The 24505-nt window shown below is 59.9% G+C and carries 25 protein-coding genes; 14 read left to right on the top strand and 11 right to left on the bottom strand.

The genetic code is table 11. The features are described 5' to 3' along the window. Nucleotides 1-30: 30 nt before the first annotated feature. The 3 genes from ACA062_RS07265 (at nucleotide 31) to ppnP (ending at nucleotide 3237) form a co-directional block, all read left to right on the top strand. Nucleotides 31-1992 (top strand): acetyl/propionyl/methylcrotonyl-CoA carboxylase subunit alpha, encoded by a 1962-nt coding sequence (locus tag ACA062_RS07265; RefSeq protein ID WP_497455794.1) that lies wholly within the window; start codon nucleotides 31-33, stop codon nucleotides 1990-1992. 339 nt (nucleotides 1993-2331) lie between these two features. Next, nucleotides 2332-2874 (top strand): 3'-5' exonuclease, encoded by a 543-nt coding sequence (locus ACA062_RS07260; protein ID WP_497455793.1) that lies wholly within the window; start codon nucleotides 2332-2334, stop codon nucleotides 2872-2874. Between the two features lie 78 nt (nucleotides 2875-2952). Continuing rightward, nucleotides 2953-3237, top strand: coding sequence for a pyrimidine/purine nucleoside phosphorylase (gene ppnP / locus ACA062_RS07255; protein ID WP_054614024.1), 285 nt, complete (start codon nucleotides 2953-2955; stop codon nucleotides 3235-3237). A gap of 67 nt (nucleotides 3238-3304) precedes the next feature. On the opposite strand, the gene ACA062_RS07250 is transcribed toward ppnP, so the two are convergent. The 3 genes from ACA062_RS07250 to yegS form a co-directional block, all read right to left on the bottom strand. Then, a complete protein-coding gene (locus ACA062_RS07250) occupies nucleotides 3305-4111 on the bottom strand; it encodes an MOSC domain-containing protein (RefSeq protein WP_497455792.1) in 807 nt (268 codons plus the stop codon). A 318-nt stretch (nucleotides 4112-4429) separates the two neighbouring features. Further along, entirely contained in the window at nucleotides 4430-5365 is a 936-nt protein-coding gene (locus ACA062_RS07245; RefSeq protein ID WP_497455791.1) for a chemotaxis protein CheV, read from the bottom strand. A gap of 113 nt (nucleotides 5366-5478) precedes the next feature. Next, entirely contained in the window at nucleotides 5479-6399 is a 921-nt protein-coding gene (yegS, locus tag ACA062_RS07240; RefSeq protein ID WP_497455790.1) for a lipid kinase YegS, read from the bottom strand. A 227-nt stretch (nucleotides 6400-6626) separates the two neighbouring features. Between yegS and ACA062_RS07235 the strand changes: the two genes are divergently transcribed. Beyond that, nucleotides 6627-6938, top strand: coding sequence for a hypothetical protein (locus ACA062_RS07235; RefSeq protein ID WP_497455789.1), 312 nt, complete (start codon nucleotides 6627-6629; stop codon nucleotides 6936-6938). A 235-nt stretch (nucleotides 6939-7173) separates the two neighbouring features. Here the strand turns inward: ACA062_RS07235 and ACA062_RS07230 are convergent, their stop codons facing one another. Further along, entirely contained in the window at nucleotides 7174-8361 is a 1188-nt protein-coding gene (locus ACA062_RS07230) for a molybdopterin molybdotransferase MoeA (RefSeq protein ID WP_497457376.1), read from the bottom strand. Nucleotides 8362-8383: 22 nt separating this feature from the next. Continuing rightward, the gene (gene moaB, locus ACA062_RS07225) at nucleotides 8384-8923 is read right to left on the bottom strand and encodes a molybdenum cofactor biosynthesis protein B (protein WP_497455788.1); all 540 of its coding nucleotides are present in this window, start codon (nucleotides 8921-8923) and stop codon (nucleotides 8384-8386) included. Between the two features lie 81 nt (nucleotides 8924-9004). On the opposite strand from moaB, the gene mobA reads away from it, so the two are divergent. Together mobA and ACA062_RS07215 are read left to right on the top strand one after the other, a co-directional pair. Continuing rightward, entirely contained in the window at nucleotides 9005-9607 is a 603-nt protein-coding gene (gene mobA / locus ACA062_RS07220; RefSeq protein WP_497455787.1) for a molybdenum cofactor guanylyltransferase MobA, read from the top strand. Nucleotides 9608-9684: 77 nt separating this feature from the next. Continuing rightward, complete coding sequence (locus ACA062_RS07215; RefSeq protein ID WP_497455786.1) at nucleotides 9685-9906, top strand: YgdI/YgdR family lipoprotein; 222 nt, start codon at nucleotides 9685-9687, stop codon at nucleotides 9904-9906. 70 nt (nucleotides 9907-9976) lie between these two features. Here the strand turns inward: ACA062_RS07215 and ACA062_RS07210 are convergent, their stop codons facing one another. The 3 genes from ACA062_RS07210 to ACA062_RS07200 form a co-directional block, all read right to left on the bottom strand. Beyond that, nucleotides 9977-10867: a pseudouridine synthase gene (locus tag ACA062_RS07210; RefSeq protein ID WP_497455785.1), complete on the bottom strand. Its 891-nt coding sequence runs from the start codon at nucleotides 10865-10867 to the stop codon at nucleotides 9977-9979. A gap of 71 nt (nucleotides 10868-10938) precedes the next feature. Further along, entirely contained in the window at nucleotides 10939-11259 is a 321-nt protein-coding gene (locus ACA062_RS07205; protein ID WP_497457375.1) for a transcriptional regulator, read from the bottom strand. Between the two features lie 164 nt (nucleotides 11260-11423). Continuing rightward, the gene (locus ACA062_RS07200; RefSeq protein WP_497455784.1) at nucleotides 11424-11660 is read right to left on the bottom strand and encodes a glutaredoxin family protein; all 237 of its coding nucleotides are present in this window, start codon (nucleotides 11658-11660) and stop codon (nucleotides 11424-11426) included. Nucleotides 11661-11869: 209 nt separating this feature from the next. On the opposite strand from ACA062_RS07200, the gene ACA062_RS07195 reads away from it, so the two are divergent. After that, nucleotides 11870-13582: a cation:proton antiporter gene (locus tag ACA062_RS07195; protein WP_497455783.1), complete on the top strand. Its 1713-nt coding sequence runs from the start codon at nucleotides 11870-11872 to the stop codon at nucleotides 13580-13582. 1 nt (nucleotide 13583) lies between these two features. Here the strand turns inward: ACA062_RS07195 and ACA062_RS07190 are convergent, their stop codons facing one another. Continuing rightward, nucleotides 13584-14792: an ammonium transporter gene (locus ACA062_RS07190; protein ID WP_497455782.1), complete on the bottom strand. Its 1209-nt coding sequence runs from the start codon at nucleotides 14790-14792 to the stop codon at nucleotides 13584-13586. 304 nt (nucleotides 14793-15096) lie between these two features. Between ACA062_RS07190 and ACA062_RS07185 the strand changes: the two genes are divergently transcribed. The 7 genes from ACA062_RS07185 to ACA062_RS07155 all read left to right on the top strand — a co-directional run bounded on the left by ACA062_RS07185 (nucleotide 15097) and on the right by ACA062_RS07155 (nucleotide 23029). Then, the gene (locus ACA062_RS07185) at nucleotides 15097-15411 is read left to right on the top strand and encodes an ElaB/YgaM/YqjD family protein (protein WP_128871571.1); all 315 of its coding nucleotides are present in this window, start codon (nucleotides 15097-15099) and stop codon (nucleotides 15409-15411) included. A 2-nt stretch (nucleotides 15412-15413) separates the two neighbouring features. Further along, nucleotides 15414-15803 carry a phage holin family protein gene (locus tag ACA062_RS07180; protein WP_064676499.1) on the top strand — a complete coding sequence of 130 codons (390 nt, stop codon included), beginning with the start codon at nucleotides 15414-15416 and terminating at the stop codon, nucleotides 15801-15803. Next, entirely contained in the window at nucleotides 15800-16141 is a 342-nt protein-coding gene (locus ACA062_RS07175) for a hypothetical protein (protein WP_497455781.1), read from the top strand. Before ACA062_RS07180 ends, ACA062_RS07175 begins: the two co-directional genes overlap by 4 nt. 457 nt (nucleotides 16142-16598) lie before the next feature. Then, on the top strand, nucleotides 16599-17927 hold the full coding sequence (locus ACA062_RS07170) for a deoxyguanosinetriphosphate triphosphohydrolase (RefSeq protein ID WP_497455780.1): 1329 nt from the start codon (nucleotides 16599-16601) through the stop codon (nucleotides 17925-17927). Nucleotides 17928-18110: 183 nt separating this feature from the next. After that, nucleotides 18111-18503, top strand: a complete 393-nt coding sequence (locus ACA062_RS07165) for a response regulator (RefSeq protein WP_497455779.1) — start codon at nucleotides 18111-18113, stop codon at nucleotides 18501-18503. A 255-nt stretch (nucleotides 18504-18758) separates the two neighbouring features. Then, nucleotides 18759-19385: a response regulator gene (locus ACA062_RS07160; RefSeq protein WP_497455778.1), complete on the top strand. Its 627-nt coding sequence runs from the start codon at nucleotides 18759-18761 to the stop codon at nucleotides 19383-19385. 8 nt (nucleotides 19386-19393) lie between these two features. Next, complete coding sequence (locus ACA062_RS07155) at nucleotides 19394-23029, top strand: transporter substrate-binding domain-containing protein (RefSeq protein WP_497455777.1); 3636 nt, start codon at nucleotides 19394-19396, stop codon at nucleotides 23027-23029. Nucleotides 23030-23083: 54 nt separating this feature from the next. Here the strand turns inward: ACA062_RS07155 and ACA062_RS07150 are convergent, their stop codons facing one another. Further along, entirely contained in the window at nucleotides 23084-23566 is a 483-nt protein-coding gene (locus ACA062_RS07150; protein WP_497455776.1) for a GAF domain-containing protein, read from the bottom strand. Further along, nucleotides 23563-24453, bottom strand: coding sequence for an ATP-binding protein (locus ACA062_RS07145; protein ID WP_497455775.1), 891 nt, complete (start codon nucleotides 24451-24453; stop codon nucleotides 23563-23565). Before ACA062_RS07145 ends, ACA062_RS07150 begins: the two co-directional genes overlap by 4 nt. Nucleotides 24454-24505: the final 52 nt, after the last annotated feature.

Below are 24505 nucleotides of genomic sequence, written 5' to 3'. Positions count from 1 at the left end.
AAAATCACCGCAAAACCAAGGGACCAAACCATGCCCGGATTCAGCAAAATCCTCATCGCCAACCGCGGTGAAATCGCCTGCCGCATCCAGCGCACCGCCCAAACCCTGGGCTATCGCACCGTCGCCGTTTTCAGCGAGGCCGACGCCGATGCCCTGCACGTGCAGATGGCCGACGAAGCCGTGAACATCGGCCCGGCCCCGGTGCAGCAGTCTTACCTGAACATTCCGGCAATCATCGACGCCGCCCGGCGCACCGGGGCCGACGCGATCCACCCCGGCTACGGTTTCCTCTCGGAAAACCCCGGCTTCGCCCTGGCCTGCCAACACGCCGGCATCACCTTCATCGGCCCCAGCCCCGACGCCATCGAGCTGATGGGCAGCAAACGCTTGTCGAAACTCGCCATGCTTGCCGCCGGCGTGCCCTGCATCACAGGTTATCAGGGCGCCGAACAGGACGACGCGACCCTGAGTCGCGAAGCCGGGCGCATCGGCTACCCGCTGATGATCAAGGCCAGTGCCGGCGGTGGCGGGCGCGGCATGCGCCTGGTACAGGGCGCCGATGATTTGCTGGAGCAGATCCGCAGCGCCCGCTCCGAAGCGCTGCACGGGTTCGGCAGTGACGAGCTGATTCTCGAACAAGCGTTGATCGATCCCCGGCACGTCGAGGTTCAGCTATTCGGCGACCGGCACGGCAACCTGATCCACCTCGGCGAGCGCGACTGTTCGATCCAGCGGCGCCATCAGAAAGTCATCGAGGAAGCGCCCTGCCCGGTGATGACCACCGAACTGCGCCAGGCCATGGGTGAAGCCACGCTCAAGGCCGGGCGTGCGGTGAGTTACGTCGGCGCTGGCACCGTGGAATTCCTGCTGGATGCCAGCGGACAGTTTTACTTTCTGGAGATGAACACCCGGTTGCAAGTGGAACACCCGGTGACCGAATCGATCACCGGCCTCGACCTGGTGGCCTGGCAGCTGCAGGTCGCCGCAGGGCTGCCACTGCCGCTGCGTCAGGAGCAGCTGCAACTCAACGGCCACGCCATGGAAGTGCGCTTGTATGCCGAAGACCCTGCCCGCGGGTTTCTGCCACAGACCGGGCGCATCGCAACCTGGGAGCCGGCCTTGCAGGACGGGGTGCGGATCGACCATGGCCTGATCGAAGGCCAAGGCATCAGCCCCTTCTACGACCCGCTGCTGGGCAAGCTCATTGCCCACGGTGCCACCCGCGAAGAAGCCCGGCGCAAGTTGTTGCGCGCCGTGCAGGACAGCGTGCTGCTGGGCGTACAGAGCAATCAGCGCCTGCTCGCCAGCCTGCTGCAACACCCGCAGTTCATCAGCGGCGAGTTCAACACCGGGTTTATCCCGAGGTATTTTGCCGACTCTGCCTGCCTGCATCCGCCTGTCCCTACCGCCGAAGAACTGGCGATCGCAACGGCCCTGTTTTATCGGGCCTCGGCGCAGACTCACCTCGCCCCCCTGGCCGGTTGGCGCAACAACGCCAGCGTGCCGTTGCACTATCGCATCGGCCTGGAAGACCAGGATTGGCCGGCGCAACTGCACGCAGTGCCGGGCGCACCCTACCGGATTCAAGTCGCCACCCGGACCCTCGAATTGAAGGTTGTGCAGTGCGACGGACGCTGGGCCACCCTGGAAATCGATGGCATCCGCCAACGTTATGCCTATCGTCTCGAATCCGCGCAGCTCTGGCTGTTCACCCGGCCCGGCAGCCTGCAACTGGTGGATCGCACTCAAGCCCCGGTCAGCAGTCAGGCCAGCGTCAGCTCCGGCACGCTCAAGGCTCCGATGGACGGTGCGATCGTCGACGTGCTGGTCGCCGAAGGCAGCCCGGTCAGTAAAGGCCAGTTGCTGGTGGTGCTGGAGGCCATGAAAATGGAGCATCCCCTCAAGTCAGGCATCGATGGCGTGCTCAAGCGCTTGCAGGTCAGGGTCGGCGACCAGGTGAAAAATCGTCAGATATTGTTGGAGGTCGAATAAGTCGCTAGGGGGCGTTCTCAATTAGTTTCCCCACCGCGTTGTCGCCTTAAAGCGGGCCAGGCAAGGCGCAGGCCGCCGGGAATGGTTGTTCCCTTTCCAAGGCCTGCAACGCAGCCTGGCCCGCTTTAAGCCACAACCCGAAGGGCCGGGCCTGCTGTTGTGCAGGGCTGCGTTGCTCGAAGCTTATTTGGAATGACCAAACCACGCTTCTCGCGCCTTGCCCTGCACAACAGCAGACCCGGCGCGGAGGGGAAACTAATTGAGAACGCCCCCTAGGCGGATCCGCCGGGTTTGGCTACGCTCAAGCGCTATCAGGACGCGGATACCAGGAACCCTGCGATGCCTCACTGGCTGGTCATTGATCTGGAAGCCACCACCGATGAGGGTGGCTGGCCAGTAACGGAAATGGAAATCATCGAAATCGGCGCCACGCTGGTGGATCGCAAGGGGCGAGAACTGGATTCATTCCAGCGCTTCGTGCGGCCCTTGCGGAGGCCTTTGCTGACGCCGTTTTGCCGGGAGCTGACGCACATCACCCAGGCCAACGTCGACGGTGCCGAGCCGCTGAGCGAAGTCTGGGCGTCGTTCGAACGCTGGCTCGGCCAACATCACGCGCGGCTGGAAGGCTGGGCCAGTTGGGGTGACTACGACCGCCTGCAACTGCTTCAGGAATGGCAGCGCCTGCAGCTCGACAGCGCCCTGAGCCGGGTGCCGCACATGAACCTCAAGCAACGCTTTGCCAAGGCCCGTCGGCTGGAACGCCCACTGGGGCTCAACGGCGCCCTGCAACTGGCGGGCATGCAGTTTACCGGGCAGCAACACCGGGCACTGGAAGACGCGCGCAATACTGCACGGCTGTTACCCCTGGTACTCCCTCTCTAGCGCGTGACGGCGCTATGGGCCTTGTGCATACTGGCCGGCGCTTTTCAGCCCTTTTCAGCCCTTTTCGAGGAATCGACCATGTTTAAAGTCAACGAGTACTTCGACGGCACCGTCAAGTCGATCGCCTTTGGCACCGCAGAAGGTCCGGCGACCATCGGCGTCATGGCGCCGGGCGAGTACGAATTCGGCACCAGCCAGCGTGAAATCATGCACGTGGTGACCGGCGCCCTGACCGTCAAGCTGCCCGACAGCAGCGACTGGGAAACCTTCGCCGCGGGCAGCCAGTTCAACGTGCCCGCCAACAGCAAGTTCCAGCTGAAAGTGGCTGTCGACACCGCTTACCTGTGCGAATACCGCGGCTAAACCCCAGGGTTCACAGCGCAAAAAAAATGCCCGTGTCCCAGGACACGGGCATTGTTCATTGGCGCGTTTATTCCAGGATCGTCACCGGCATGCCGACTTCGAGCTGGCCATTGCCATCGTTGACCAGATTCTGGCCGAACATCGCCCCCTCTGCCTGGGCACGGTATTTCTGCAAGGTGGCCAGAGGCTCACGATCGGCGCTGCGTAGACCGGTTTGCGGGTCGACGGTGGTCAGAATGCAGCGCGAACAAGGCTTGACCACGCGAAACTCGACATCGCCGATACGGATACGCTTCCAGCCATCCTCGGCGTACGCTGGCGTGCCCTCGATCACCAGATTCGGTCGAAAACGCAGCATCTCCAGCGGGCGCCCGACGTGTTGCGAAAGATCCTCAAGGGACGCCTGCCCGATCAGCAACAGCGGGAAGCCATCGGCGAACGCCACCCGATCGTCATCCTTGCCGTAGCCCGCCTCAGTGATCCGCGCGCGATCAAGCGGTATTTGCACCAGGCGAGTCGGCTTGCCAATGAATTCACTGACCCAGGCACCGGCCTCATCACCGGCATCCGGGACCCGCAAACTGTCGCGAAAGATCGTCACGCCCCGCAGTTGCGCGTCGCTGCCTGGCAAGGCGATATCAATCGGCGAGCGGCCCGGCGCACTGAGGGTCAATCCGCCTTCGGCATTCCACAATGCCGACAGTTGACTCATCTGCCCCACTACGCGCTGGCTCAGGAACCGCCCGCTGGCCTCGTCCACCAACATCCAGCGTCGATCCCCTTCCAGCCCGAGCTTGTCCAGGCTGGCCTGCTGCAGGATCTCGCCCTTGCCGGATTTCAACGGATAACGATAAAGCGCGCTCAGACGCAGCATGGCCAGCTCCCTGGAGGGTAAAAACGCCACCCTATACGAGCTCGAGCGCCGAATCAAAGGCTGAAAACCGGACACGGTCTACCTGTGGGAGCGGGCTTGCTCGCGAAGACGGTGTGTCAGTCGACATCAACATTGACTGACACTCCCTCTTCGCGGGCAAGCCCGCTCCCACAGTGGGCCGGTGTGAACTCCGATTTTGTGACCACCAGAGATCCTTGTGGGAGCGGGCTTGCCCGCGAAGAGGGAGTGTCAGTCGACATTGATGTGTCTGACATACCGCCTTCGCGAGCAGGCTCCCACAGATTGCTCGCGTCGTTATCAGGCCGGGACCTGGTCGAGCATCAGGCGCTGGCGCACCACATCGACCAGTTTGTCCGGCTGGAATTTGGAGAGGAAATTGTCGCAGCCGACTTTCTTGACCATCGAGTCGTTGAAACTGCCGGACAAGGAGGTGTGCAGCACCACATAAAGGCCGCGCAGGCGCGGGTCGTTACGGATTTCAGTGGTCAGGCGGTAACCGTCCATTTCCGGCATTTCCGCATCGGTGAAGACCATCAGCAGTTTGTCGGTCATGTTCACGCCCGTATCGGCCCAGCCCTTGAGCAGGTTCAATGCCTTCAGGCCATCGCTGGCAACGTGCATCTTCACGCCCAGTTGCCCCAGGGTCTCGCGCAACTGCGAGATCGCCACGCTGGAGTCATCCACCAGCAGCACTTCACGACCGCGGGCGTGTTCCAGTACCGGATCGTCGAGTTTTTCGCGGGACACCTTGGCGTTGTACGGCACTATTTCGGCGAGGACTTTTTCGACGTCGATGATTTCCACCAACTGGTCGTCGACCTTGCTGATGGCGGTCAGGTAGTGCTGGCGACCGGCGCTGGTCGGCGGCGGCAGGATGGCTTCCCAGTTCATGTTGACGATGCGGTCCACGCCACCGACCAGGAACGCCTGCACCGAACGGTTGTACTCGGTGACGATGATGGTGCTGGCAGGGCTTGGCACCAGTGCACGCATGCCGATGGCCTGGGACAGGTCGATCACCGGCAGGGTCTTGCCACGCAGATTGACCACGCCGCAGACAAACGGATGGCGCTGGGGCATCAGGGTCAGTTTCGGCAGTTGCAGCACTTCCTGAACCTTGAACACGTTAATCGCGAACAATTGCCGTCCGGCCAGTCGGAACATGAGAATTTCCAGGCGATTCTCACCCACCAGTTGCGTGCGTTGGTCTACCGTGTCGAGAATGCCGGCCATCAAGGACTCCAGGGCTTGTTCTGATGTATTCACTAAAGGGGTTATCGGCTGTTTTTATCGGACCTTGACCCCCCAGGCATAACGCCACGTCCAGGCATTGCTGCCTGTAACGATCAAGCCTGTTGACCTGCCGTCGTTCGAGTGCCGCCGAGCAGCGGCGAGTTTTCCGGCAGGTGCACGCGCAGTGCCGCCGCCCGCGCAGAGAACCGCAGACTGTCGCCTTCCAGAGGTTCGCCATCAAGGTTGATATAAAGACCTTCCGCGACCTTGATCTCGACCCATGGCAAACGGGCGCGCACAAACATGTTGTCGATACCGAAACCGTCAGCCAACAGTGTTTTCAAGGTGCCAACCAGTTCCTGCGGCGCAGGCAAGATGCTGATATCCAGCAGGCCATCGTCTGCCAGTGCGTCCGGGCACAACACATGCCCACCGCCAGCCTGTCGGCCATTACCGATCCCCAATGCCAGCAGCTCGCCACTCCATTGGAAACCAGGGCCCTGCAACTCGCCATAGGCCGCATGCAACTCACTGAAGCGAGATAACCCGGTGAATAGATAAGCCGCCCCCCCAAGGATTTTTTTCAGATCCTCCGAGGTGTTGGCCGTCACTTGGCTGCCAAAGCCGCCCGTGGCCATATTCAGGAAGACCTGTCCGCCCACTTCGCCCAGATCGATGGCGCTCGGCGCGACGTCCAGAAGATTCAGTGCCTGATCCGGCTCCAGAGGCACACCGGCGGCGCGGGCAAAATCATTGGCCGTACCCAGGGGCATCAATACCAGGCTGGCCTGCGTCGGTTGTGCGGCCATGGCCTCGGCAATATCACGCAAGGTGCCATCACCGCCGCCGGCGATGATGTGCCTATAGCCTGCCGTCAATGCCTCCTCTACCAGCCGTTGTGCGTCCCCGGCTTCCCAGGTCAGTCGAACCGCCAGTTCCCAACCCTGTTGGCGCTTGCCCTCGACGGCGGCGCGAACCGACTCGTTGAGCGCCTGCTTGCCATGCAGAATCAATAGCGCCCTGCGTTCGCTCATTGTGCTCACTCCCATGAATTGAATTCCGTACGGGAGATATGGACCTCACCGGCCTGCAGAAAAGTCGATGGGAATTGAATTAATTCAAATCGAGCCCCCTTGCGCCCTGTAATAAGGAATTTTCTTACAAAACGTTAGGAATTGGCTCAATTGACCAGACTGCCGTGATTGGTCCAACGTGGCGACTGCATTTAACAGTCATCAGCAGAAACAAACAGGGACGTGCCATGCAAAACCATGACATCAGGCCACCGCTCATTCCGGTCACACCACTCGCAGAAAAACGCTCCAATCATCAGGCTGAATTAAAAAACAGCGCAGCACCCACCGGCGGAGTCGCCATGGATCCTCGCGTCACTGAACTGGAGACGCATCTCAGATACATGCGTAGAGACATGGATGAACTGCGTGACCACGTCAAATCCATCAAGCACCGGCTGGTTTATTCAGCTGGCGGAACAGCCGTGGTCCTGGGGCTTCTGGTGTGGATCGGCAATAGCCGATTCGACCAGCTCGTCACGCTTCTCGTGGGTCGATAAGGAGTCGCCATGAACGCAGTACCCGCCGGGGTTGAGGTCAACCCATGCGGCGGACGCGGTCAATGTAGGAGCTGCCGCAGGCTGCGATCTTTTGATCTTGACCTTCTCGAGATCGCCGAGAAGCGAGATCAAAAGATCGCAGCCTCGCTTCGCTCGACAGCTCCTACGGGGCATGCGCCCTCGAGAGGCCGAACGCAGGTTCTGCGCAGTGGGCTAACCCGGCATGGATGCCGGGTTAGCCCAGGACCTCACTCAACGGGATAAAGCTGACCCAGTCGCCCTCGACCAGCGTGCGATCTTCCAGCACTTCAACCAGACCATCCGCCCAGGCGGCGCTGCGCAGCACCCCGGAACTCTGATTCCTGTAGATGATGGCCCGCCCGTTCTCCAGCCGTCCGCGCAAATACTCGCGCCGATTGCCGGCTTTGGGCCAGGCAAATCCTGCCGGAACCTGAAACTTCAGGGGCTCGACCTCCTTCACCCCCAGACGACGCATCAGATAGGGCCTTGCCAACAAGGCAAAGGTCACCAGGGTCGACGCCGGGTTGCCGGGCAAGCCGATCACCGGGACGCCGCGAAAATGCCCGAAGGTCAACGGTTTGCCTGGCTTGATGGCCAACTTCCACAAGGTCAACTCGCCCTCTTCCCGCAAGGCGATCCCGAGAAAATCGGCTTCACCTACCGAGACCCCGCCCGTCGAGAGGATCAGGTCGACATCCTTCAACTCACCCAGACAGGTGCGAGTAGTCGCCAGGTCGTCCGCAAGAATACCGGCGTCTATCACTTCACAGCCCAGGCGCTGCAACCAACTGCAGAGCAACACGCGGTTGCTGTTGTAAATCTGCCCCGGTCCCAGCGCCTGACCCGGTTCAAGCAACTCATCCCCGGTAGACAAGACCGCGACGCGAACCTTGCGAATCACTTCCAGCGCTGCGCAACCCAGCGATGCCGCCAGCCCCTGCTCGATCGGTCCCAGGCGCGTGCCGGCAGGCAGGATCAGTTCACCGACGGTGGTTTCCTGCCCTTGCGGACGGATGTTTTGCCCCGGGACCATGGGTTCGATGAAACGCACTCGCTCATCCGCCTGGACCTCGGCGTTTTCCTGCATCTCGACGCAATCGGCACCCGCAGGAACCGGCGCACCGGTGAAGATTCGTGCACAAGTGCCTGGCTCCAAGGGATCCGGAGCCTTGCCTGCAAAAATCTTCTGACTGACCACCAACGGCTCGCCCGTCCAGTCAGCCACGCGCAAGGCATAACCGTCCATGGCACTGTTGGGCCATGGCGGCAGGTCAAGCGTCGACACCAGGTCATCGGCCAGCACGCGGCCTTCCACCTGCGCCAACGGCAAGCGTTCCCGCTCGCGAATCGGCGAGGCTTCGGCCATTTCGAGCAAACGGGCCAGAGCCACTTCGACCGCCATCAAACTGCCGGTCTTGCCTGGCTTACCCACGGGATTCACAGGGTGCCGCCTGTTTCAAATGAGGCACGAAATTGCACGGACGGTGCCGCGAATCCAGCTGCTCGGCGAGAATGCCGTCCCAACCAGTGCGTACGGCATTGGTCGAACCGGGCAGGCAGCAGACCAGCGTGCCATTGGCCAGACCGGCCAGGGCCCGGGACTGCACGGTCGAGGTGCCGATATCGGCCACCGATATCTGCCGGAACAGTTCACCAAAGCCGTCGACCTGCTTGTCCAGCAGGCAGCTCACGGCTTCAGGCGTGCTGTCGCGTCCGGTAAAACCGGTGCCCCCGGTGATCAGCACGACCTGCACGACATCGTCGGCAATCCAGTTGGCGACTTGCGCGCGAATTTTGTAGAGGTCATCTTTGAGCAACACCCGGTCCGCCAGGTGATGGCCGGCGGCAGTCAGGCGGTCGACGAAGAGCTGGCCTGACGTGTCGGTTTCCAGGGTACGGGTGTCGCTGACCGTCAGCACCGCGATATTGAGCGGCGCAAAAGGTACATCAGCCTTGGCTTTCATAGGCTCGTCCAGTTGTAGGAGAAACAGCCCGGTGTTATATCACAGCCCCTCATTTTTTCGCCGCCCCCATGGAGACCTGCCATGACTTCGCCTATGGATTTGCCGCCCTGCTCCATCCTGCTCCTGGCGGGTGGGCGAGGCCAACGCATGGGCGGTCAGGATAAAGGGTTGCTGCAATGGCACGGTGAACCCCTGATTGCTCATCTGCACCGCAAGACCCGCGCATTGAGCGATGACCTGATCATTTCCTGCAACAGGAACCCGGAGCAGTACGCACCCTACGCCGACCGGCTGGTCCATGACGACGAAGGGGATTTTCCGGGGCCTTTGGCCGGTATCCGGGCGGGCCTGAAGGCGGCCAGGCATGCGCAGCTGATGATATTGCCCTGTGATGTGCCCCGTATCGATGCCGCGTTGCTCCAGGGCATGCGCGAAACCGCCAGCCGGCATCCGGACAAACCGTTGATGCTGCGCCAGGGCGAACATTGGGAGCCCTTGCTGTGCATCATCCCCGTGGCACTTTCCAACGCTTTTGAACGTGCCTGGCACGACGGTGAACGCAGCCCGGGTCGCCTCATGCGCAAGCTGGGGGCCCATGCACTGCAATGCCCCGACAATGACCCGCGCCTGGCCAACCTCAATACCCCGGAACTGTTAAGTACCCATAACACTGTGCCAGACTGACACTACCCACGGAACTTGCACTCGTTGTATACGTCTCAAGCTCAGTAACCAAAAGAATTCAAATCGGAGACACACTCATGACTCAACGGACCCTTGCCACTTTCATGCTCGCACTGGGCCTCGCGACCCTTGCCGGTTGCGCTTCGCCTACAGTGATCACCTTGAATGACGGTCGCGAAATCCAGGCCGTCGACGCTCCTAAATATGATGACGAATCCGGTTTCTACGAATTCGAACAACTGGATGGCAAGCAAAATCGCGTCAACAAGGACCAGGTGCGTACCGTCAAGGAGTTGTAATCCTTGCGCTGACGACCGGCCACGAAAAAGCCCGCATCAAGCGGGCTTTTTCGTGACCGAAGAACGGTGCTCACCACTGCAGCGTGATCGCGCTTTCGAAGGTTCTTTCCTGGCCATTCACCGGATCGACAAACCGTAGCCCTTGGGCAAGCAGCTTCAAGGGATTGGCATAGTCATCCACGACGTCCTTGAGCACCTGGGGATAGAACGGGTCGTTGCAGATGCTCGCGCCCAGGGCGGTCATGTGCACGCGCAATTGATGCTTCTTGCCCGTCACCGGGTAAAGCGCATACCGCCACAGATCACCGTTCTTCTCCCGGACCTCGACGGCTGTCTCGGTGTTGCTGACGCCCGGACCTTCCTGCATGCGGAAGAAAGGCTCGCCATCGATGAGCCGGCTCTTGTGCACCAGTGGAAAGGAGAGATCAGGCAATGCCCTGGCAATCGCCTCGTAGCGCTTTTCGATCTGCCGCGCAGGAAACAACGACTGATACGCCGACCGGCTCCGAGGGTTGGCGGAAAACAGCACCAGCCCCGCCGTATGCCGGTCAATGCGGTGCAAGGGCACCAGATGCGGGTTATCCAGGCGGCGGATCAACCGTCGCAGCAGGGTCTGCTCCACATATTCCCCGGCCGGCGTCACCGGCAGGAAATGCGGTTTGTCCGCCACCACCAGATGGTCGTCCGCGTACAGGATCGACTCGACCACCGGGATCGGCTTTTCGTCCGGCACTTCTCGAAAATAGTGAATCCGCAGACCTTCCTTGTAAGGCAGATCGAGGGCAATCGGTGCGCCATGCCCGTCGAGGACGCGCCCGCGAGCGATCCTGTCCAGCCATTGTTCACGGCCAATGGCGCTGAAGTGCTCACACAGGCAATCGAGCACGGTCTGCCACGGCCCCGGCGGCAAGTAGAGCGTGCTGGCCTGGGTGTGTGCTGCAGAAAAAGATGAAGTGGACATACGGACGTTCTGACCCTCGATACAGGGCGGCATTATCCGACAGCAGCCGGATCGAACCTAGAAGAGAATCCTCAAGCCGGTAGGGCTCGGGTCTGCGCTGCCGCTTCGGTGAACTCCTTGAGCCAGCGCAGCACGTCGACCGCCTCCCAGCGACCCGGGTCATAAAGGGCATACAACAAGCCCTGATAACCCACGACATCCAATTGCCTGTGATAACCCGCGCGCTGGAACAAGGCTTCGATTTCGGCGAAACAGGTGTTGAAATGCAGCTTGTTGAAGGGGGTTTTTCCTTCGGTGACCAGGCCATCCAGACGCAATTCGGTGACGGCCTCGCGCACCACGTCCGCCGACATCCGGTTCACGCTGTTCTTCAATTGTTCGACATTGACCACGTTCATCCCTCTCACTTCTGGGATCGCCTGCCCAATCCCGCAGGAGGGACCGCATGGCAGGCAACCGGAATAGCTGTATGCCCATACAGTAACCGAATAAGCTGTTTTTCGCCAATGGAGGAAACGAGAACGGCGACGGGTGGGCCGTTGCCGAAAGCGTCCGATCAACCCAAGAACGCCACTACCTGATCGGCACCGAACGGCCAGCCCAGCTCCGCGCCGGTATCGATCCGTCGCAACACTGGAATACGCAGGCTGTAGGCTTCGAACCATGTTTCGTCGTCAGCGATATCCACCAGTTCGACCAGCAGGCCGCGCTCGACAAATTCCATCAGCATGGCTTCGGCCACTTCACACAGATGGCACCCTATGGTGCCGAACAGCTGACATTCAGGAAGCATGACGACAAGACCCGACTAAGTAGGCGTTCATTCTAGGCCGGTGATCAAAAGCAGTCGAGCCAATGAACCAAGCGTCTGAGCAACGGTGAATATCAGAAGATTTCGGCAAACTGCTGACTCAAATCATTCGTGCGCAGTGGAACTTACGCGATGCTCATGGCCTTTTTGCCTCTACGCTTGAGTAGCCAGACCTGATTCCGGAGTGTTTTGTGTTCGCCAACCTGTTGATCATCTTCACGTCCTCGCTGGTGGTGATTGCACTGTTCCAGCGCCTGCGCTTGCCGCCCGTGCTCGGCTACCTGTGCGTGGGACTGATGATCGGGCCGAGCGCATTCAATTGGGTCAATGAAGGCGAAGACTTGCCGGACCTCGCCGAACTGGGGGTGGTTTTCCTGCTGTTCTCCCTGGGGCTGGAGTTTTCCCTGACGAAAATGCTCGCGTTGCGCCAAGTGGTGTTTGGCCTCGGCAGCCTGCAGGTGCTGGGCACTGCAATGCTGCTGGGTGGTTTGCTGATGGTGCTCGGCATCTCGACCCTGCCTGCGTTGTTACTCGGTGCCGGCTTGTCGTTGTCCTCCACCGCCATCGTCAGCAAGGAGCTGGGCAGTCTCGGCGAGATTTTCAGCAGCCACGGCCAGAATGCCATCGCCGTGCTGCTGTTCCAGGATGTGGTGGCGGTGTTGCTGCTGACGATGGTGCCCGTGTTCGCCGGCAACAGCGATCAGGCCTGGTACTGGGCGCTGCCACTGACGCTGGGCAAGACCGTGGTGCTGTTCGTCGGTCTGCTGCTGGCCAGTCGCTGGATACTGCCGCGGCTGTTCCATGAAGTAGCGGCAGCCCGCTCCGCTGAGCTGTTCGTGCTGCTGGCGCTGGTCATCGTGCTGCTGACAGCCTGGTTGACTCACCTGCTCGGCCTCTCCCCGGCCCTGGGCGCATTCCTGGCCGGCATGCTGTTGGGAGAAAGCCACTACCGGCACCAGATCGAAGCCGACATCCGCCCCTTCCGCGACATTCTGCTCGGCCTGTTCTTTGTCAGTATCGGCATGCTGATCGACTTGCAGTTGTTCGCCAGCCACGGCCTGCTGATCCTCGGCCTGACCCTGGGGTTGTTGCTGCTCAAGGGCAGCGTCGTTGCGCTCCTGGTCAAATGGCGCGGCAGCGATGGCGAAACTGCCTGGCGCAGCGGCCTGGCATTGGCCCAGGGCGGCGAGTTCTGCTTTGCGCTGATGGCACAGATGCAGCAGAACACACTGATGCCCGCCGATTTTGGCGGCCTGCTGCTGGCGGCAACCTTCTGTTCGATGCTCGTCACGCCGCTGCTATTGCGCGCCGCGCCTCACCTTGCGACACGCCTGCACCGCAAGCCCAATGAAGAAGCGAAACTCGAGGAAATCAGCGCGCTCACCGCCGACTTGCATGGCCATGCAGTGATCTGTGGCTATGGTCGTGTCGGCCAGTCGATCGGACGCGCACTGCGCAATGCGCAGCAACCCTATATCGCACTGGATACTGATCCGGTGCGTGTCCAGGAAGCCGCCGTGGGTGAAACCTGTGTGCATTATGGCGACTCACGCCGCGGTGAACTGCTGATCGCGACAGGGCTGGAGCGCGCCAGGCTGCTGGTGATCGCCGTGGATCAGACCGACATCGCTTTACTGATCCTCAAGCAAGCGCGGCGAATCAACGCGACCGTGCCGATCCTGGTACGCACGCGCGACGACAGCCAACTGGCCGAGTTGAAAGCATCCGGCGCCAGCGAAGTCGTGCCGGAACTGCTGGAGTCGAGCCTGATGCTCGCCTCCCACGCGCTGATCATGCTGGGGTTGCCCGCGCATCAGGTGCAGGAGCGGGCCGACCAGATCCGGCACGACCGCTATCGCCTGTTGCACGGATTTTATCCCGGCGCAGACGATGACGCGCATTGACTCAGTCCTGGCTGACTGCGCCGATCTTGTGCACCGACAAGTCCGCGCCGTAATACTCTTCTTCCTGACTCAGGCGCAGACCATGGAACGCCTTGATCACGCCATACACGGCAAAGCCACCGACCAGCGCCACCATCACACCCAGCGCAGTACCGATCAATTGGCTGATCAGGCTGACCCCGCCCAGACCACCCAATGTGACCTGGCCGAAAATGCCGCAGGCGATTCCACCCCAGACGCCGCACAGGCCATGCAACGGCCACACCCCCAGGACATCGTCGATCTTCCATTTGCCCTGGGCGGCGGTAAAGCACCCGACAAACAGCGCACCTGCAACGGCACCGGTCACCAGCGCACCCACCGGGTGCATCAGATCGGAGCCGGCGCAGATCGCCACCAACCCGGCCAGCGGGCCGTTATGCAGAAAGCCCGGGTCATTGCGCCCGACGATCAGCGCCGCCACGGTGCCACCGACCATGGCCATCAGCGAATTCACTGCCACCAGTCCGCTGAGACCTTGCAGGGTTTGCGCACTCATCACGTTGAAACCGAACCAGCCGACGATCAGGATCCACGAACCCAATGCCAGGAAAGGAATGCTCGAGGGGGCGAACGCGACCAGTTTTCCGTCGCGGTAACGACCATTGCGTGGCCCGAGCAACAACACCGCCGCCAGTGCCAGCCAGCCCCCCATGGCGTGGACCACCACCGAGCCTGCGAAATCATGGAAGCTTGCGCCAAAGCGTTCCAGCAACCAGGCTTGCAAGCCAAAGTTGCCGTTCCAGATCATGCCTTCGAAAAACGGATAAATGAACGCCACGATCAAGGCCGTCGCGCACAACTGCGGGACAAACCGGGCTCGCTCGGCGATCCCCCCGGAAATGATCGCCGGGATCGCCGCGGCAAACGTCAGCAGAAAGAAAAACTTTACCAACCCGTAGCCATGATCGGCATTGATCACCGCCGCCGGTTGCATGAAGCTGACCCCATAGGAAATCCAATAGCCTATAAAGAAGTAGGCCAGGGTCGAAATTGCGAAGTCGCTGAGGATCTTCGACAGGGCGTTGACCTGATTCTTCTGTCGGACCGTGCCAACTTCCAGGAAGGCAAAACCGGCGTGCATGGCCAGCACCATGACCGCGCCGCCGAGAATGAACAACGTGTTGGAGCTATGGATCAGACTGTCCACAGCGCTTTGCAGATTTTCCATGGATTGGCAGACCTGAAGGCTAAAAAAGCACCAAAGCAGTTCGCACAGACGATTCATGCACCAAGTTGCAACGCTCCCGGATCGGTACAAGGATCCGCTGAGCCACTTTGGCGCACAAGGTTGGAGCCTTTGCGCGAGGTTTCTTTATTTGAGATAAGGTTTCGCTCGAATCATGCCCGGCAACAGCGCAAGGGCGCAGGCGGACGCACCACGACATAGCAAAAGTTGTACCAGTCATTTGTACTGAACCTTCACGCAAGGCTCATACTCGAACGCAACAGACGCCACTTACGGAGATCCACCCATGGCCAGCATCAAGGCAAAGACTGCTCAAGAAATTCTGATGAATGACTTTCAAACACTGGTCAGCGACACCGAGCGGTTGCTGGAACACACGGCGACGCTGGCCGGCGATCAGGCCGATGAATTGCGCTCGCAAATCCACGACAGCCTGCTGCGTGCCCGGGAAACCTTGAAACTGACCGAAGATTCCCTGCGCGAACGCGGCAAGGCCGCCGTCACCGCAACTGAAGACTATGTTCAGGCCAATCCATGGCAATCGGTCGGGATAGCGGCGGGCGTAGGCTTCCTGATTGGCCTGCTGGCCACTCGGCGCTGATTATGGCGATCGGCGAATCCGGCTCGTCCGCGACGGGCCCAAGCTCCTCACCGCGGCGCCTGGGTGCCGCTTTTCTTGGGCTGCTGCACAGCCATGTCGAACTGTTCGGCATCGAACTGCAGGAACAGAAGGCCCGCACCGTCAGCCTGTTGCTGTTCGCCGGCCTCGCGCTGGTGTTTGCCTTGCTGTTGCTGGTGGGCTTGTCGACGCTGGTGTTGATCCTGTTTTGGGACACCTATCGCCTGCCGGCCATCATCGGGCTCTGCGTGTTCTATACCCTCGCGGCCATATTCTGCGGGATGCGCTTGAGAGCGGCGATTTTCGATGAGTCCTCGCCCTTTCACGGCACGCTGGAAGAATTGGCCAATGATCGGGAGCGCCTGCTGCCATGAGTCTGCCTGCATTGCCTAACAACAACTCGCGCACGGAAATGCGCAAGGCCTTGATCCGCCTGCGCATGGAAATGCATCGCCAGGAAATCCGCCACGAATCCGCGCAACTGCTGCAACCCCTGCAGCGTGTGCGCGGGATGACGCAAAACCTGCAGGGGGGCTTCGGCATCAAACACGCCCCGCTCTGGGGCATGGCGGCCGTGACCTTGCTGGGTTTTCTCACCGGCAAGGGCGCCAAGAGTGGCGGCACCAGCAGCCTGACCCGACTGGTTCGACTTGGGACCACCCTGGGTCCGTTGATCAAGCTGGTCATGCAAGGCTCCTCGCGCAACCACTAGGGGGCGTTCTCAATTAGTTTCCCCTCCGCGCCGGGTCTGCTGTTGTGCAGGGCAAGGCGCGAGAAGCGTGGTTTGGTCATTCCAAATAAGCTTCGAGCAACGCAGCCCTGCACAACAGCAGGCCCGGCCCTTCGGGTTGTGCCTTAAAGCGGGCCAGGCTGCGTTGCAGGCCTTGGAAAGGGAATAACCATTCCCAGCGGCCTGCGCCTTGCCTGGCCCGCTTTAAGGCGACAACGCGGTGGGGAAACTAATTGAGAACGCCCCCTAGGCCACTCTCTGGCTGCATGCTTGTAACGTCACCGGGATCAACCTCTTCATCGAGGGGTTCATCCCGGCGTGCCCACCCGGTCGCCGGCAGGCCGTGCGCCTACAGGTGTGTGTGCGTGTTTTCCCCCTTGCAGGCCATGGCGCGAACACGGAAGCTAGGGACTCAGTCACCTGACGGAGAGCACCAGCCTTGGATTGGCAAACTTTGCTTACTCGCGAACGCCTCGGAAAGCCACTGCACAGCCGGGAAGAACTCGGCCGCAGCCCTTTCCACAAAGACCACGACCGCATCATTTTTTCGGGAGCGTTTCGCCGCCTCGGGCGCAAGACGCAGGTTCATCCAGTCTCCAGTAACGATCACATCCACACGCGCCTGACCCACTCGCTGGAAGTCAGTTGCGTCGGCCGCTCGCTGGGCATGCGCGTCGGTGAAACCATCCGCGATGCCCTGCCCGACTGGTGCGACCCCAGTGACCTGGGGATGGTCGTGCAATCGGCCTGCCTGGCCCACGATATCGGCAACCCGCCCTTCGGCCACTCCGGCGAAGACGCCATCAGGCACTGGTTCCAGCAAGCCGCCGGCCGTGGCTGGCTGGATGCCATGAGCGACGTCGAACGCGATGACTTCCTCAATTTCGAAGGCAATGCCCAAGGCTTCCGGGTACTTACGCAGCTGGAATATCACCAGTTCGACGGCGGCACCCGGCTGACATACGCCACCCTGGGTACTTATCTGAAGTATCCATGGACGGCAAAACACGCGGACTCACTGGGCTACAAGAAGCACAAGTTCGGCTGCTATCAGAGTGAACTGCCGCTGCTGGAGCAGATCGCCCACAAGCTCGGCCTGCCGCAACTCGAGGAACAGCGCTGGGCACGTCACCCGCTGGTGTACCTGATGGAAGCCGCCGATGACATCTGCTACGCACTCATCGACCTGGAAGATGGCCTGGAGATGGAGTTGCTGGAGTATGCCGAAGTCGAATCACTGCTGCTGGACCTGGTGGGTGACGATTTGCCGGAAACCTATCGCCAGCTCGGTCCGCAGGACTCGCGCCGGCGTAAACTGGCGATCCTGCGCGGCAAAGCCATTGAACACCTGACCAATGCCGCGGCCCGCGCCTTTGTCGAGCAACAGGACGCATTGCTGGCGGGCCTGCTGCCCGGTGATCTGGTGGAGCACATGCATGGCCCCGCCAAGCGATGCGTGTTGAATGCGAAGGACATGGCGCGCAAAAAGATCTTCCAGGACAAGCGCAAGACCCTGCACGAGATCGGCGCCTATACCACGCTGGAAATCCTGCTCAATGCCTTCTGCGGCGCGGCACTGGAACAGCATGACGGTCGTACGCCCTCCTTCAAGAGCCGGCGCATCCTCGATCTGTTGGGCAACAATGCGCCCGATCCCTGCGGTCCCCTGCACACTTCGTTTCTGCGCATGATCGATTTCATCGCGGGCATGACCGACAGCTATGCCAGTGACATGGCATTGGAAATGACCGGTCGCTCCAACCACTGACAGGAACCGGTCGATCGGCCATTTCGACACCCGAAATGGCCGATCGATGCTTGAAAATCCAAGTACATTCAACCCTCGCTGAATCCCCCTACAGCTCGAGGTAAGTTTACTGATCGTCTGTCCGGCATTTTCGCTCAATAATCACACTCCACTGTACTCGACAGATGAAGCGTGAGTAATCCTATGTTCGAAGACGATCTGCGCATCCTGCTGGTAGAAGATCACCCTTTTCAGCTCAGGGTGACCCAGTGTCTGCTTGAGAGTTACGGCTTCACTCAATTGACCCCCGCCGACAGTGCCGAAAGCGCGATGAACCATATGTTCAGGGCTGCGCAACCCTTCGATATTCTTTTATGCGATCAATGCCTGCCCGACCTTCCCGGCCTCGAGTTGATCGAGTACGCCAGTCACCGCGGGATGATCAGGCAAGCCATACTGCTAAGCAGCCTGTCACCCGCTGAACTGGACGGATTAAAACAATGGGCCAACGAACATCGGTTGCCATTACTGGGTTATCTGGTCAAGCCGTTGAAACAATCCGAATTTCTAAACTTGTTGACCTTGGCCTCACCATAAACAAAGTTTAAATCCAGGCACTAAAACCCCGACCGAAACACAATTTCCAACTGCCGAAAACAAAAGTTCAGACACTTCGTCTAAATACCCGCCACTGTCACCTTTTCCACAAAAAATCCACTTGATACGTAGTCCTATTCTTTTTCACTTGTAGGAATATTCCTAGATTGCTGCAGCAGGTCCGTCAGTTCATGCGTCACCTCAACTATCTGAGCTAAGGTGCGCGCTTTATTCGCGCTCGTATGGGATTTGATTATGAACTCCGTTTTTATCGTCGACGATCACCCTGTCATCCGCCTTGCCATCCGAATGCTGCTCGAACATGAAGGTTACAATGTCATCGGCGAAACAGATAATGGGGTCGATGCCATGCAGATGGTTCGCGAATGCATGCCTGACCTGGTCATTCTCGATATCAGTATTCCCAAACTGGACGGACTGGAAGTTCTCGCTCGTTTCAACCAGATGTGTACTCCGATAAAAACCCTGGTACTCACAGCCCAATGCCCGAAACTTTTCGGTATTCGCTGCATGCAATCCGGCGCCTCCGGTTATGTGTGCAAGCAGGAAGAACTGAGTGAACTGGTCAGCGCCATTAAAGCGGTATTGTCAGGTTACAACTATTATCCGAGCCAGGCCCTCAGTCCTGTTCGTGGCGATGATGCACATTATGCAGACCTGGAGTTATTCAAGGCCGTCAACGATCGCGAATTGATGGTATTGCAACTGTTCGCCCAAGGCCGCACCAACAAGGAAATTGCCAAAGGCATGTTTCTGAGCAACAAGACAGTCAGCACCTATAAAAAACGACTTATGCAAAAACTCAAGGCCAAATCCCTGGTTGAACTCATCGATATGGCAAAACGTAACGCGTTAGTGTGAGAAGCAGGATGCCCAGCCACATAAAGGACTATCTGATACTCATGGCCGCGGGTTTAAGCCTGAGCACCTCGGTGCCCGCTGCACAGCCCTCAAGCCAAAGTCTCACCCTGCTCAGTCGTTCATCGGCCGCCCCCCTGGAAGTGCAACTGGATCAATCCCAACGCCAATGGATCAAGAACAAGGGTGAACTGATTCTCGGCACTTCGGCCCCGGATTATCCGCCTTTCGATCTGACCGTCAGCGGTCACGAGTATGAAGGTTACACCGCCGACTATGCCGGCATCCTGGGCAAGTCCACCGGTTTGGCCATCAAGGTCCAGCGCTTCGAGTCCCGGGGGGCGGCGATCGAGGCACTCGAAAACGGCGAGGTCGACCTGCTCGGCACCGCCAATGGGTTCGAAGCCCACAATGCCCTGGACATCGTGCTGTCCGAACCCTACGCCGTGGATCAACCGGTGCTGGTGACCCGGGAAGACGAAAGCAGGTCACTGAGCGAGGGTCTCGCGGGTCTGCGGCTGAGCATGGTGTATCACTATTTGCCACTGGAGGAAGTCAGGGCCGTCTATCCCAAGGCGATCATCACGTCCTATCCGTCCTACCAGAATGCGATCAATGCCGTGGCTTTCGACCAGGCTGACGTCTTCCTCGGCGATACGATTTCCACCCACTACATGATCAACAAGGGCTACCTGAACAACGTCCGCATGGCCAATTTCGGCAAACACGAAGCCCAGGGCTTCAGCTTTGCCGTGAACAGGAACAACCCCGAACTGCTCGGGATTATCAATGCGATGCTGATGGCGGTCCCCACAGGCGAGCGAGACAGCATCGCCAAGCGCTGGAGCGCTGGCAGCGACATTCTGCTCACCGATCAAAAACTGCAGCTCAGTGACAACGAGCAACGCTGGCTGGCGCACCATCCGGTCGTGCGGGTGGTGGTCAATGAAGCGTTTGCGCCGCTGACGTTTTTCGACAACGACGGCAACTTTCGAGGCATCACCGCCGACCTGCTCGAACTGATCAGGCTGCGTACGGGTTTGCGCTTCGACATCCGACGCAGCCGCAGCGATGGCGAGATGATCGAGCAGGTCAACTCCGGACAAGCCGACCTGATCGCCGCCCTGCTCCCCAGCGCCCAACGTGAAGCAAGCCTGAACTTCACCCGGCCATACCTGCAGAACTCCTTCATTCTGCTGACCCGCAAATCCGCCGGTAGCCCGACAAGCCTTGCCCAGTTGCAGAACCAACGCCTGGCCATCGCCCAGGGCAATCCAATGGTGGATGACTTGCGCCGCGAGTTCCCGCAGATCAAGCTGATTGAAACCCCGGACACCTTCAGCGCCGCGGAAATGCTGGCCGAAGGCAAGGCACAGGGAGCGGTGAGCTCACTGGTGGTTGCCAACTACTTCCTGTCATCGCAGGTTTTCGAACACACGCTGCGCATCAGCAGCACCCTCGGAACCCGCCAGGCCGCATTTTCCCTGGCGACCGGCCGGGACGCCCGAGAGCTGAACGCCATCCTCGACAAGGCGCTGCAAAGCATCACACCGGAAGAACTGGGCATCATCAACAGTCGCTGGCGGGGTTATTCGGCGACCTCGCAACATCCCTGGCGCAACTATCACCGCCTGTTTTTTCAGATCGTCACCGGCGCCGGCGTGCTGCTGCTGCTTTCCGTTGCCTGGAACGCTTATATGCGTCGACAGATAAAGCAGCGTCAGGCGGCCGAGCGTGCGTTGAACGATCAATTCGAATTCATGCGCTCGCTGGTCAACGGGACACCGCATCCCATCTATGTGCGCGATCGCCAAGGGCTGTTGCAAAGCTGCAACGACAGTTACCTGGAAACCTTTTGCGTGAAACGTGAAGAGGTCATCGGCAAAAGCGTCATGCAGGGCACCCTGAGCAATGCCTTCGAAGCGCGGGAATTTCAAGCCGACTATCAGCGCGTCGTGGCCGAGGGCATACCACTGATTCTCGACCGACCGCTGCACATCGGTGGCCGCAGGCTGACGATCTACCACTGGATTATCCCCTACCGCGATTCAAGCGGTGAAGTGCGGGGCATCATTGGCGGCTGGATCGACATCAGCGAGCGGCGGCAACTGTTCGATGAGTTGCGCGGTGCGAAAGAACGGGCCGATGAAGCCAACCGGGCCAAAAGTACGTTTCTGGCGACCATGAGCCATGAGATTCGCACGCCGATGAACGCGGTCATCGGCATGCTCGAACTGACGCTCAAGCGTATCGATCGCCAGCACCCGGACCGTCCGGCGATCGATGTGGCGTACACCTCGGCAAAAGACCTGCTCGAACTGATCGGAGACATTCTCGATATTGCACGGATCGAGTCCGGACGCCTGAGCCTGAGTCCGGAACGCGTCAATCCGCGAGAGATCGTGACCTCGGTGATACGGATTTTCGATGGACTGGCGCGTCAGAAAAATCTTGAACTGCTGTTGGAATTTCATCCTGACAATCCACAGGTCGATGTCGTCTTGGACCCGCTGCGCTTCAAGCAAGTGCTGTCCAACCTGGTCAGCAACGCCATCAAGTTCACAGAGCTTGGTCAGGTCAGGATCAGCGTGGACCTGCAACCCACCGACGAGCCCGAGCGCATCCGGCTGTTGTTGCACGTTCAGGACAGTGGCATCGGCATCAGCGAACAGGATCGGCAACGGTTGTTCGAACCCTTCGCTCAAGCCGATCACTGTGATCAGTCAAGCAGAAGTGGCGCAGGGTTGGGCCTGGTGATCAGTCGCAGCCTGTGCGAGATGATGGGCGGCAGCCTGCAATTGAGCAGCCAGCCGGGTGTCGGTACGCAGGTCCAGGTTGCGCTGTGCCTGGCAACCCTGTCATGCGAACAGCTCCCCGAGGCCGTTGAAGCGCCCATCCATCGCACAAGGTCGCCCCTGAACGTGCTGGTGGTCGACGATCATCCAGCCAATCGCTTGCTCATGTGTCAGCAGCTCGAGTTTCTGGGGCATCGATTCAGTGTCGCAGCGGATGGCGAAGCAGGATTCGAGGCGTGGCAAACAGAAACGTTCGACCTGGTGATTGTCGATTGCAACATGCCGATCATGAATGGCTACCAATTGGCCCGCGCCATTCGCCGACAGGAACAACAAACGCAACGCCCACCCTGCACCGTTCTGGGGTTCACCGCCAACGCACAGCCGGAAGAAATACAGCGCTGCAAACAAGCCGGCATGGACGACTGCCTGTTCAAGCCCCTGACGCTGATAGCGTTGAGCCAATGGGTTGAAGGCATCGAGCCCACTGTCCGCGATCCGGCCTTCAGCCTGAAAGGGTTGCACCAGATGACGGGAGGCAGCCCGGTTCTGGAACAGCGACTGTTGACCGAACTGTTCAACAGCAACCGGCTGGACCGACAAGAGTTGCTGGCGTTGTCCGGGTCCGGGGATCGGCAGTCATTCCTCGATATTGCCCACAAAATCAAGGGCGCTGCCCGAATTGTCCAGGCCACCCGCTTGATCGACAGCTGTGAGGCGCTGGAGAACGCCTGCCATGAAGTGATCCATCGCGCCAACGTCACCGAATGCGGCAAAGCCGTAGAGAGTGCCATGCTCGAATTGGAACAGGCGCTGCAACAGCAACTTCGACAAACGACAACAGCAGAATGATAGAGGCTTAACCAGGCTTCAAGCCTGCGGGTCAAGGCAGGCTTGAGCCCATGATCAGCAGTCGGTCAGGCGCAGGAAAATCGCCGCCAGGTGTTCGATACCGGCTTGATCTTCAGCGGTAAACCGCGCGAGCTTCGGGCTGTCGAGGTCCAATACGCCGATCAATCGGCCGTTTTTGACCAGCGGCACGACCAGCTCGCTGTTGGACGCGCTGTCGCAGGCGATATGCCCCGGGAACGCGTGCACGTCTTCGACCAACTGGGTTTGCAAGGTCGCCGCCGCAGCCCCGCACACACCGCGACCGAAGGCAATTCGCACGCAGGCGATCTGCCCCTGAAACGGACCCAGCACCAGCTCTTCATTGCGATTGAGGTAGAAACCGGCCCAGTTCAAATCATCGAGCTGGTGGTACAGGAACGCCGAAAACTGCGCGGCGTTGGCGATGAAATCCCGTTCATCCGCCAGCAATGACTCCAGCTGCGCCCACAGCATGCCGTAACCTTCGAGGCCCTGGCCGCTCTTTTGCAAATCGATCATGCCTTGTGCTCCAACAGCTTGAGCCCGACCCAATAGCGGGCAAATTGATAGGCGCATCGTCCGTTGCGATTGCCCCGCCCCGTGGCCCAGCGCACGGCGAGGATGTCCAGTTCTGCATCACGCTGCCACTTGAGGCCGGCCTTGTCGGCCAGTTGACCGATCCAGTGCTCGACGACGTTGAGGAAGTGTTCCTGGGTAAACGGATAGAACGACAGCCACAGGCCAAAACGGTCCGACAGGGCAATCTTGTCTTCCACCGCCTCGCTGGGATGGAGTTCGCCGTCGACCCTTTTCCAGTTTTCGTTATCGCTTTCCTTTTCCGGTACCAGGTGCCGACGATTGGAGGTCGCGTAGAGCAACACGTTATCCGGCGCCTGTTCGAGAGAACCGTCGAGCACGCTCTTGAGTACGCGATAGTCGCCTTCGCCCGACTCGAACGACAGGTCATCGCAGAACAGCACGAAGCGCTGGGGCAATTTGCCAATCTGTTCGACTACGCGTGGCAAGTCCGCCAGGTGATCGCGTTCGATCTCGATCAGCCGCAACCCCGCGTGGGCGTGTTCGGCCAGCAAGGCGCGCACCAGGGATGATTTGCCGGTGCCGCGCGAGCCCCAGAGCAAGGCGTGGTTGGCCGGCATGCCGTCGAGGAACTGTTGGGTATTGCGCCCCAATTGCTCCACTTGCCGATCGACGCCGATCAGATCGGACAGACGCGTGTCCAGGCTGACTTGCAGCGGCAGCAGAAAACCGCTGCGCCCTTCGCGTTGCCAGCGTGCGGCCAGGCAGTGCGTCCAGTCGATGGCTTGCCGGGGGGTGGGCAACAGTGGTTCGATACGGGCCAGTACGGCATCGGCGCGTTCAAGAAAAGCATTCAATCGGGAATCCACGTCTTCTCCTCGGGCACGTTCACGGTAATGATGCGTTACAGCGATCCAACAC

It is taken from the genome of Pseudomonas sp. LBUM1679 (assembly GCF_059695565.1).
The sequence above is the reverse complement of the archived record's forward strand: the minus strand, read 5'-3'. Positions and strand labels throughout refer to the sequence as shown.

Bases quoted from the DNA above. Each gene is read 5' to 3' on its own strand.
- ACA062_RS07265 (WP_497455794.1), top strand. From the start codon at position 31: ATGCCCGGATTCAGCAAAATCCTCATCGCCAACCGCGGTGAAATCGCC.
- ACA062_RS07260 (WP_497455793.1), top strand. From the start codon at position 2,332: ATGCCTCACTGGCTGGTCATTGATCTGGAAGCCACCACCGATGAGGGT.
- ppnP (WP_054614024.1), top strand. From the start codon at position 2,953: ATGTTTAAAGTCAACGAGTACTTCGACGGCACCGTCAAGTCGATCGCC.
- ACA062_RS07250 (WP_497455792.1), bottom strand. From the start codon at position 4,111: ATGCTGCGTCTGAGCGCGCTTTATCGTTATCCGTTGAAATCCGGCAAG.
- ACA062_RS07245 (WP_497455791.1), bottom strand. From the start codon at position 5,365: ATGGCCGGCATTCTCGACACGGTAGACCAACGCACGCAACTGGTGGGT.
- yegS (WP_497455790.1), bottom strand. From the start codon at position 6,399: ATGAGCGAACGCAGGGCGCTATTGATTCTGCATGGCAAGCAGGCGCTC.
- ACA062_RS07235 (WP_497455789.1), top strand. From the start codon at position 6,627: ATGCAAAACCATGACATCAGGCCACCGCTCATTCCGGTCACACCACTC.
- ACA062_RS07230 (WP_497457376.1), bottom strand. From the start codon at position 8,361: ATGGCGGTCGAAGTGGCTCTGGCCCGTTTGCTCGAAATGGCCGAAGCC.
- moaB (WP_497455788.1), bottom strand. From the start codon at position 8,923: ATGAAAGCCAAGGCTGATGTACCTTTTGCGCCGCTCAATATCGCGGTG.
- mobA (WP_497455787.1), top strand. From the start codon at position 9,005: ATGACTTCGCCTATGGATTTGCCGCCCTGCTCCATCCTGCTCCTGGCG.
- ACA062_RS07215 (WP_497455786.1), top strand. From the start codon at position 9,685: ATGACTCAACGGACCCTTGCCACTTTCATGCTCGCACTGGGCCTCGCG.
- ACA062_RS07210 (WP_497455785.1), bottom strand. From the start codon at position 10,867: ATGTCCACTTCATCTTTTTCTGCAGCACACACCCAGGCCAGCACGCTC.
- ACA062_RS07200 (WP_497455784.1), bottom strand. From the start codon at position 11,660: ATGCTTCCTGAATGTCAGCTGTTCGGCACCATAGGGTGCCATCTGTGT.
- ACA062_RS07190 (WP_497455782.1), bottom strand. From the start codon at position 14,792: ATGGAAAATCTGCAAAGCGCTGTGGACAGTCTGATCCATAGCTCCAAC.
- ACA062_RS07185 (WP_128871571.1), top strand. From the start codon at position 15,097: ATGGCCAGCATCAAGGCAAAGACTGCTCAAGAAATTCTGATGAATGAC.
- ACA062_RS07180 (WP_064676499.1), top strand. From the start codon at position 15,414: ATGGCGATCGGCGAATCCGGCTCGTCCGCGACGGGCCCAAGCTCCTCA.
- ACA062_RS07175 (WP_497455781.1), top strand. From the start codon at position 15,800: ATGAGTCTGCCTGCATTGCCTAACAACAACTCGCGCACGGAAATGCGC.
- ACA062_RS07165 (WP_497455779.1), top strand. From the start codon at position 18,111: ATGTTCGAAGACGATCTGCGCATCCTGCTGGTAGAAGATCACCCTTTT.
- ACA062_RS07160 (WP_497455778.1), top strand. From the start codon at position 18,759: ATGAACTCCGTTTTTATCGTCGACGATCACCCTGTCATCCGCCTTGCC.
- ACA062_RS07155 (WP_497455777.1), top strand. From the start codon at position 19,394: ATGCCCAGCCACATAAAGGACTATCTGATACTCATGGCCGCGGGTTTA.
- ACA062_RS07150 (WP_497455776.1), bottom strand. From the start codon at position 23,566: ATGATCGATTTGCAAAAGAGCGGCCAGGGCCTCGAAGGTTACGGCATG.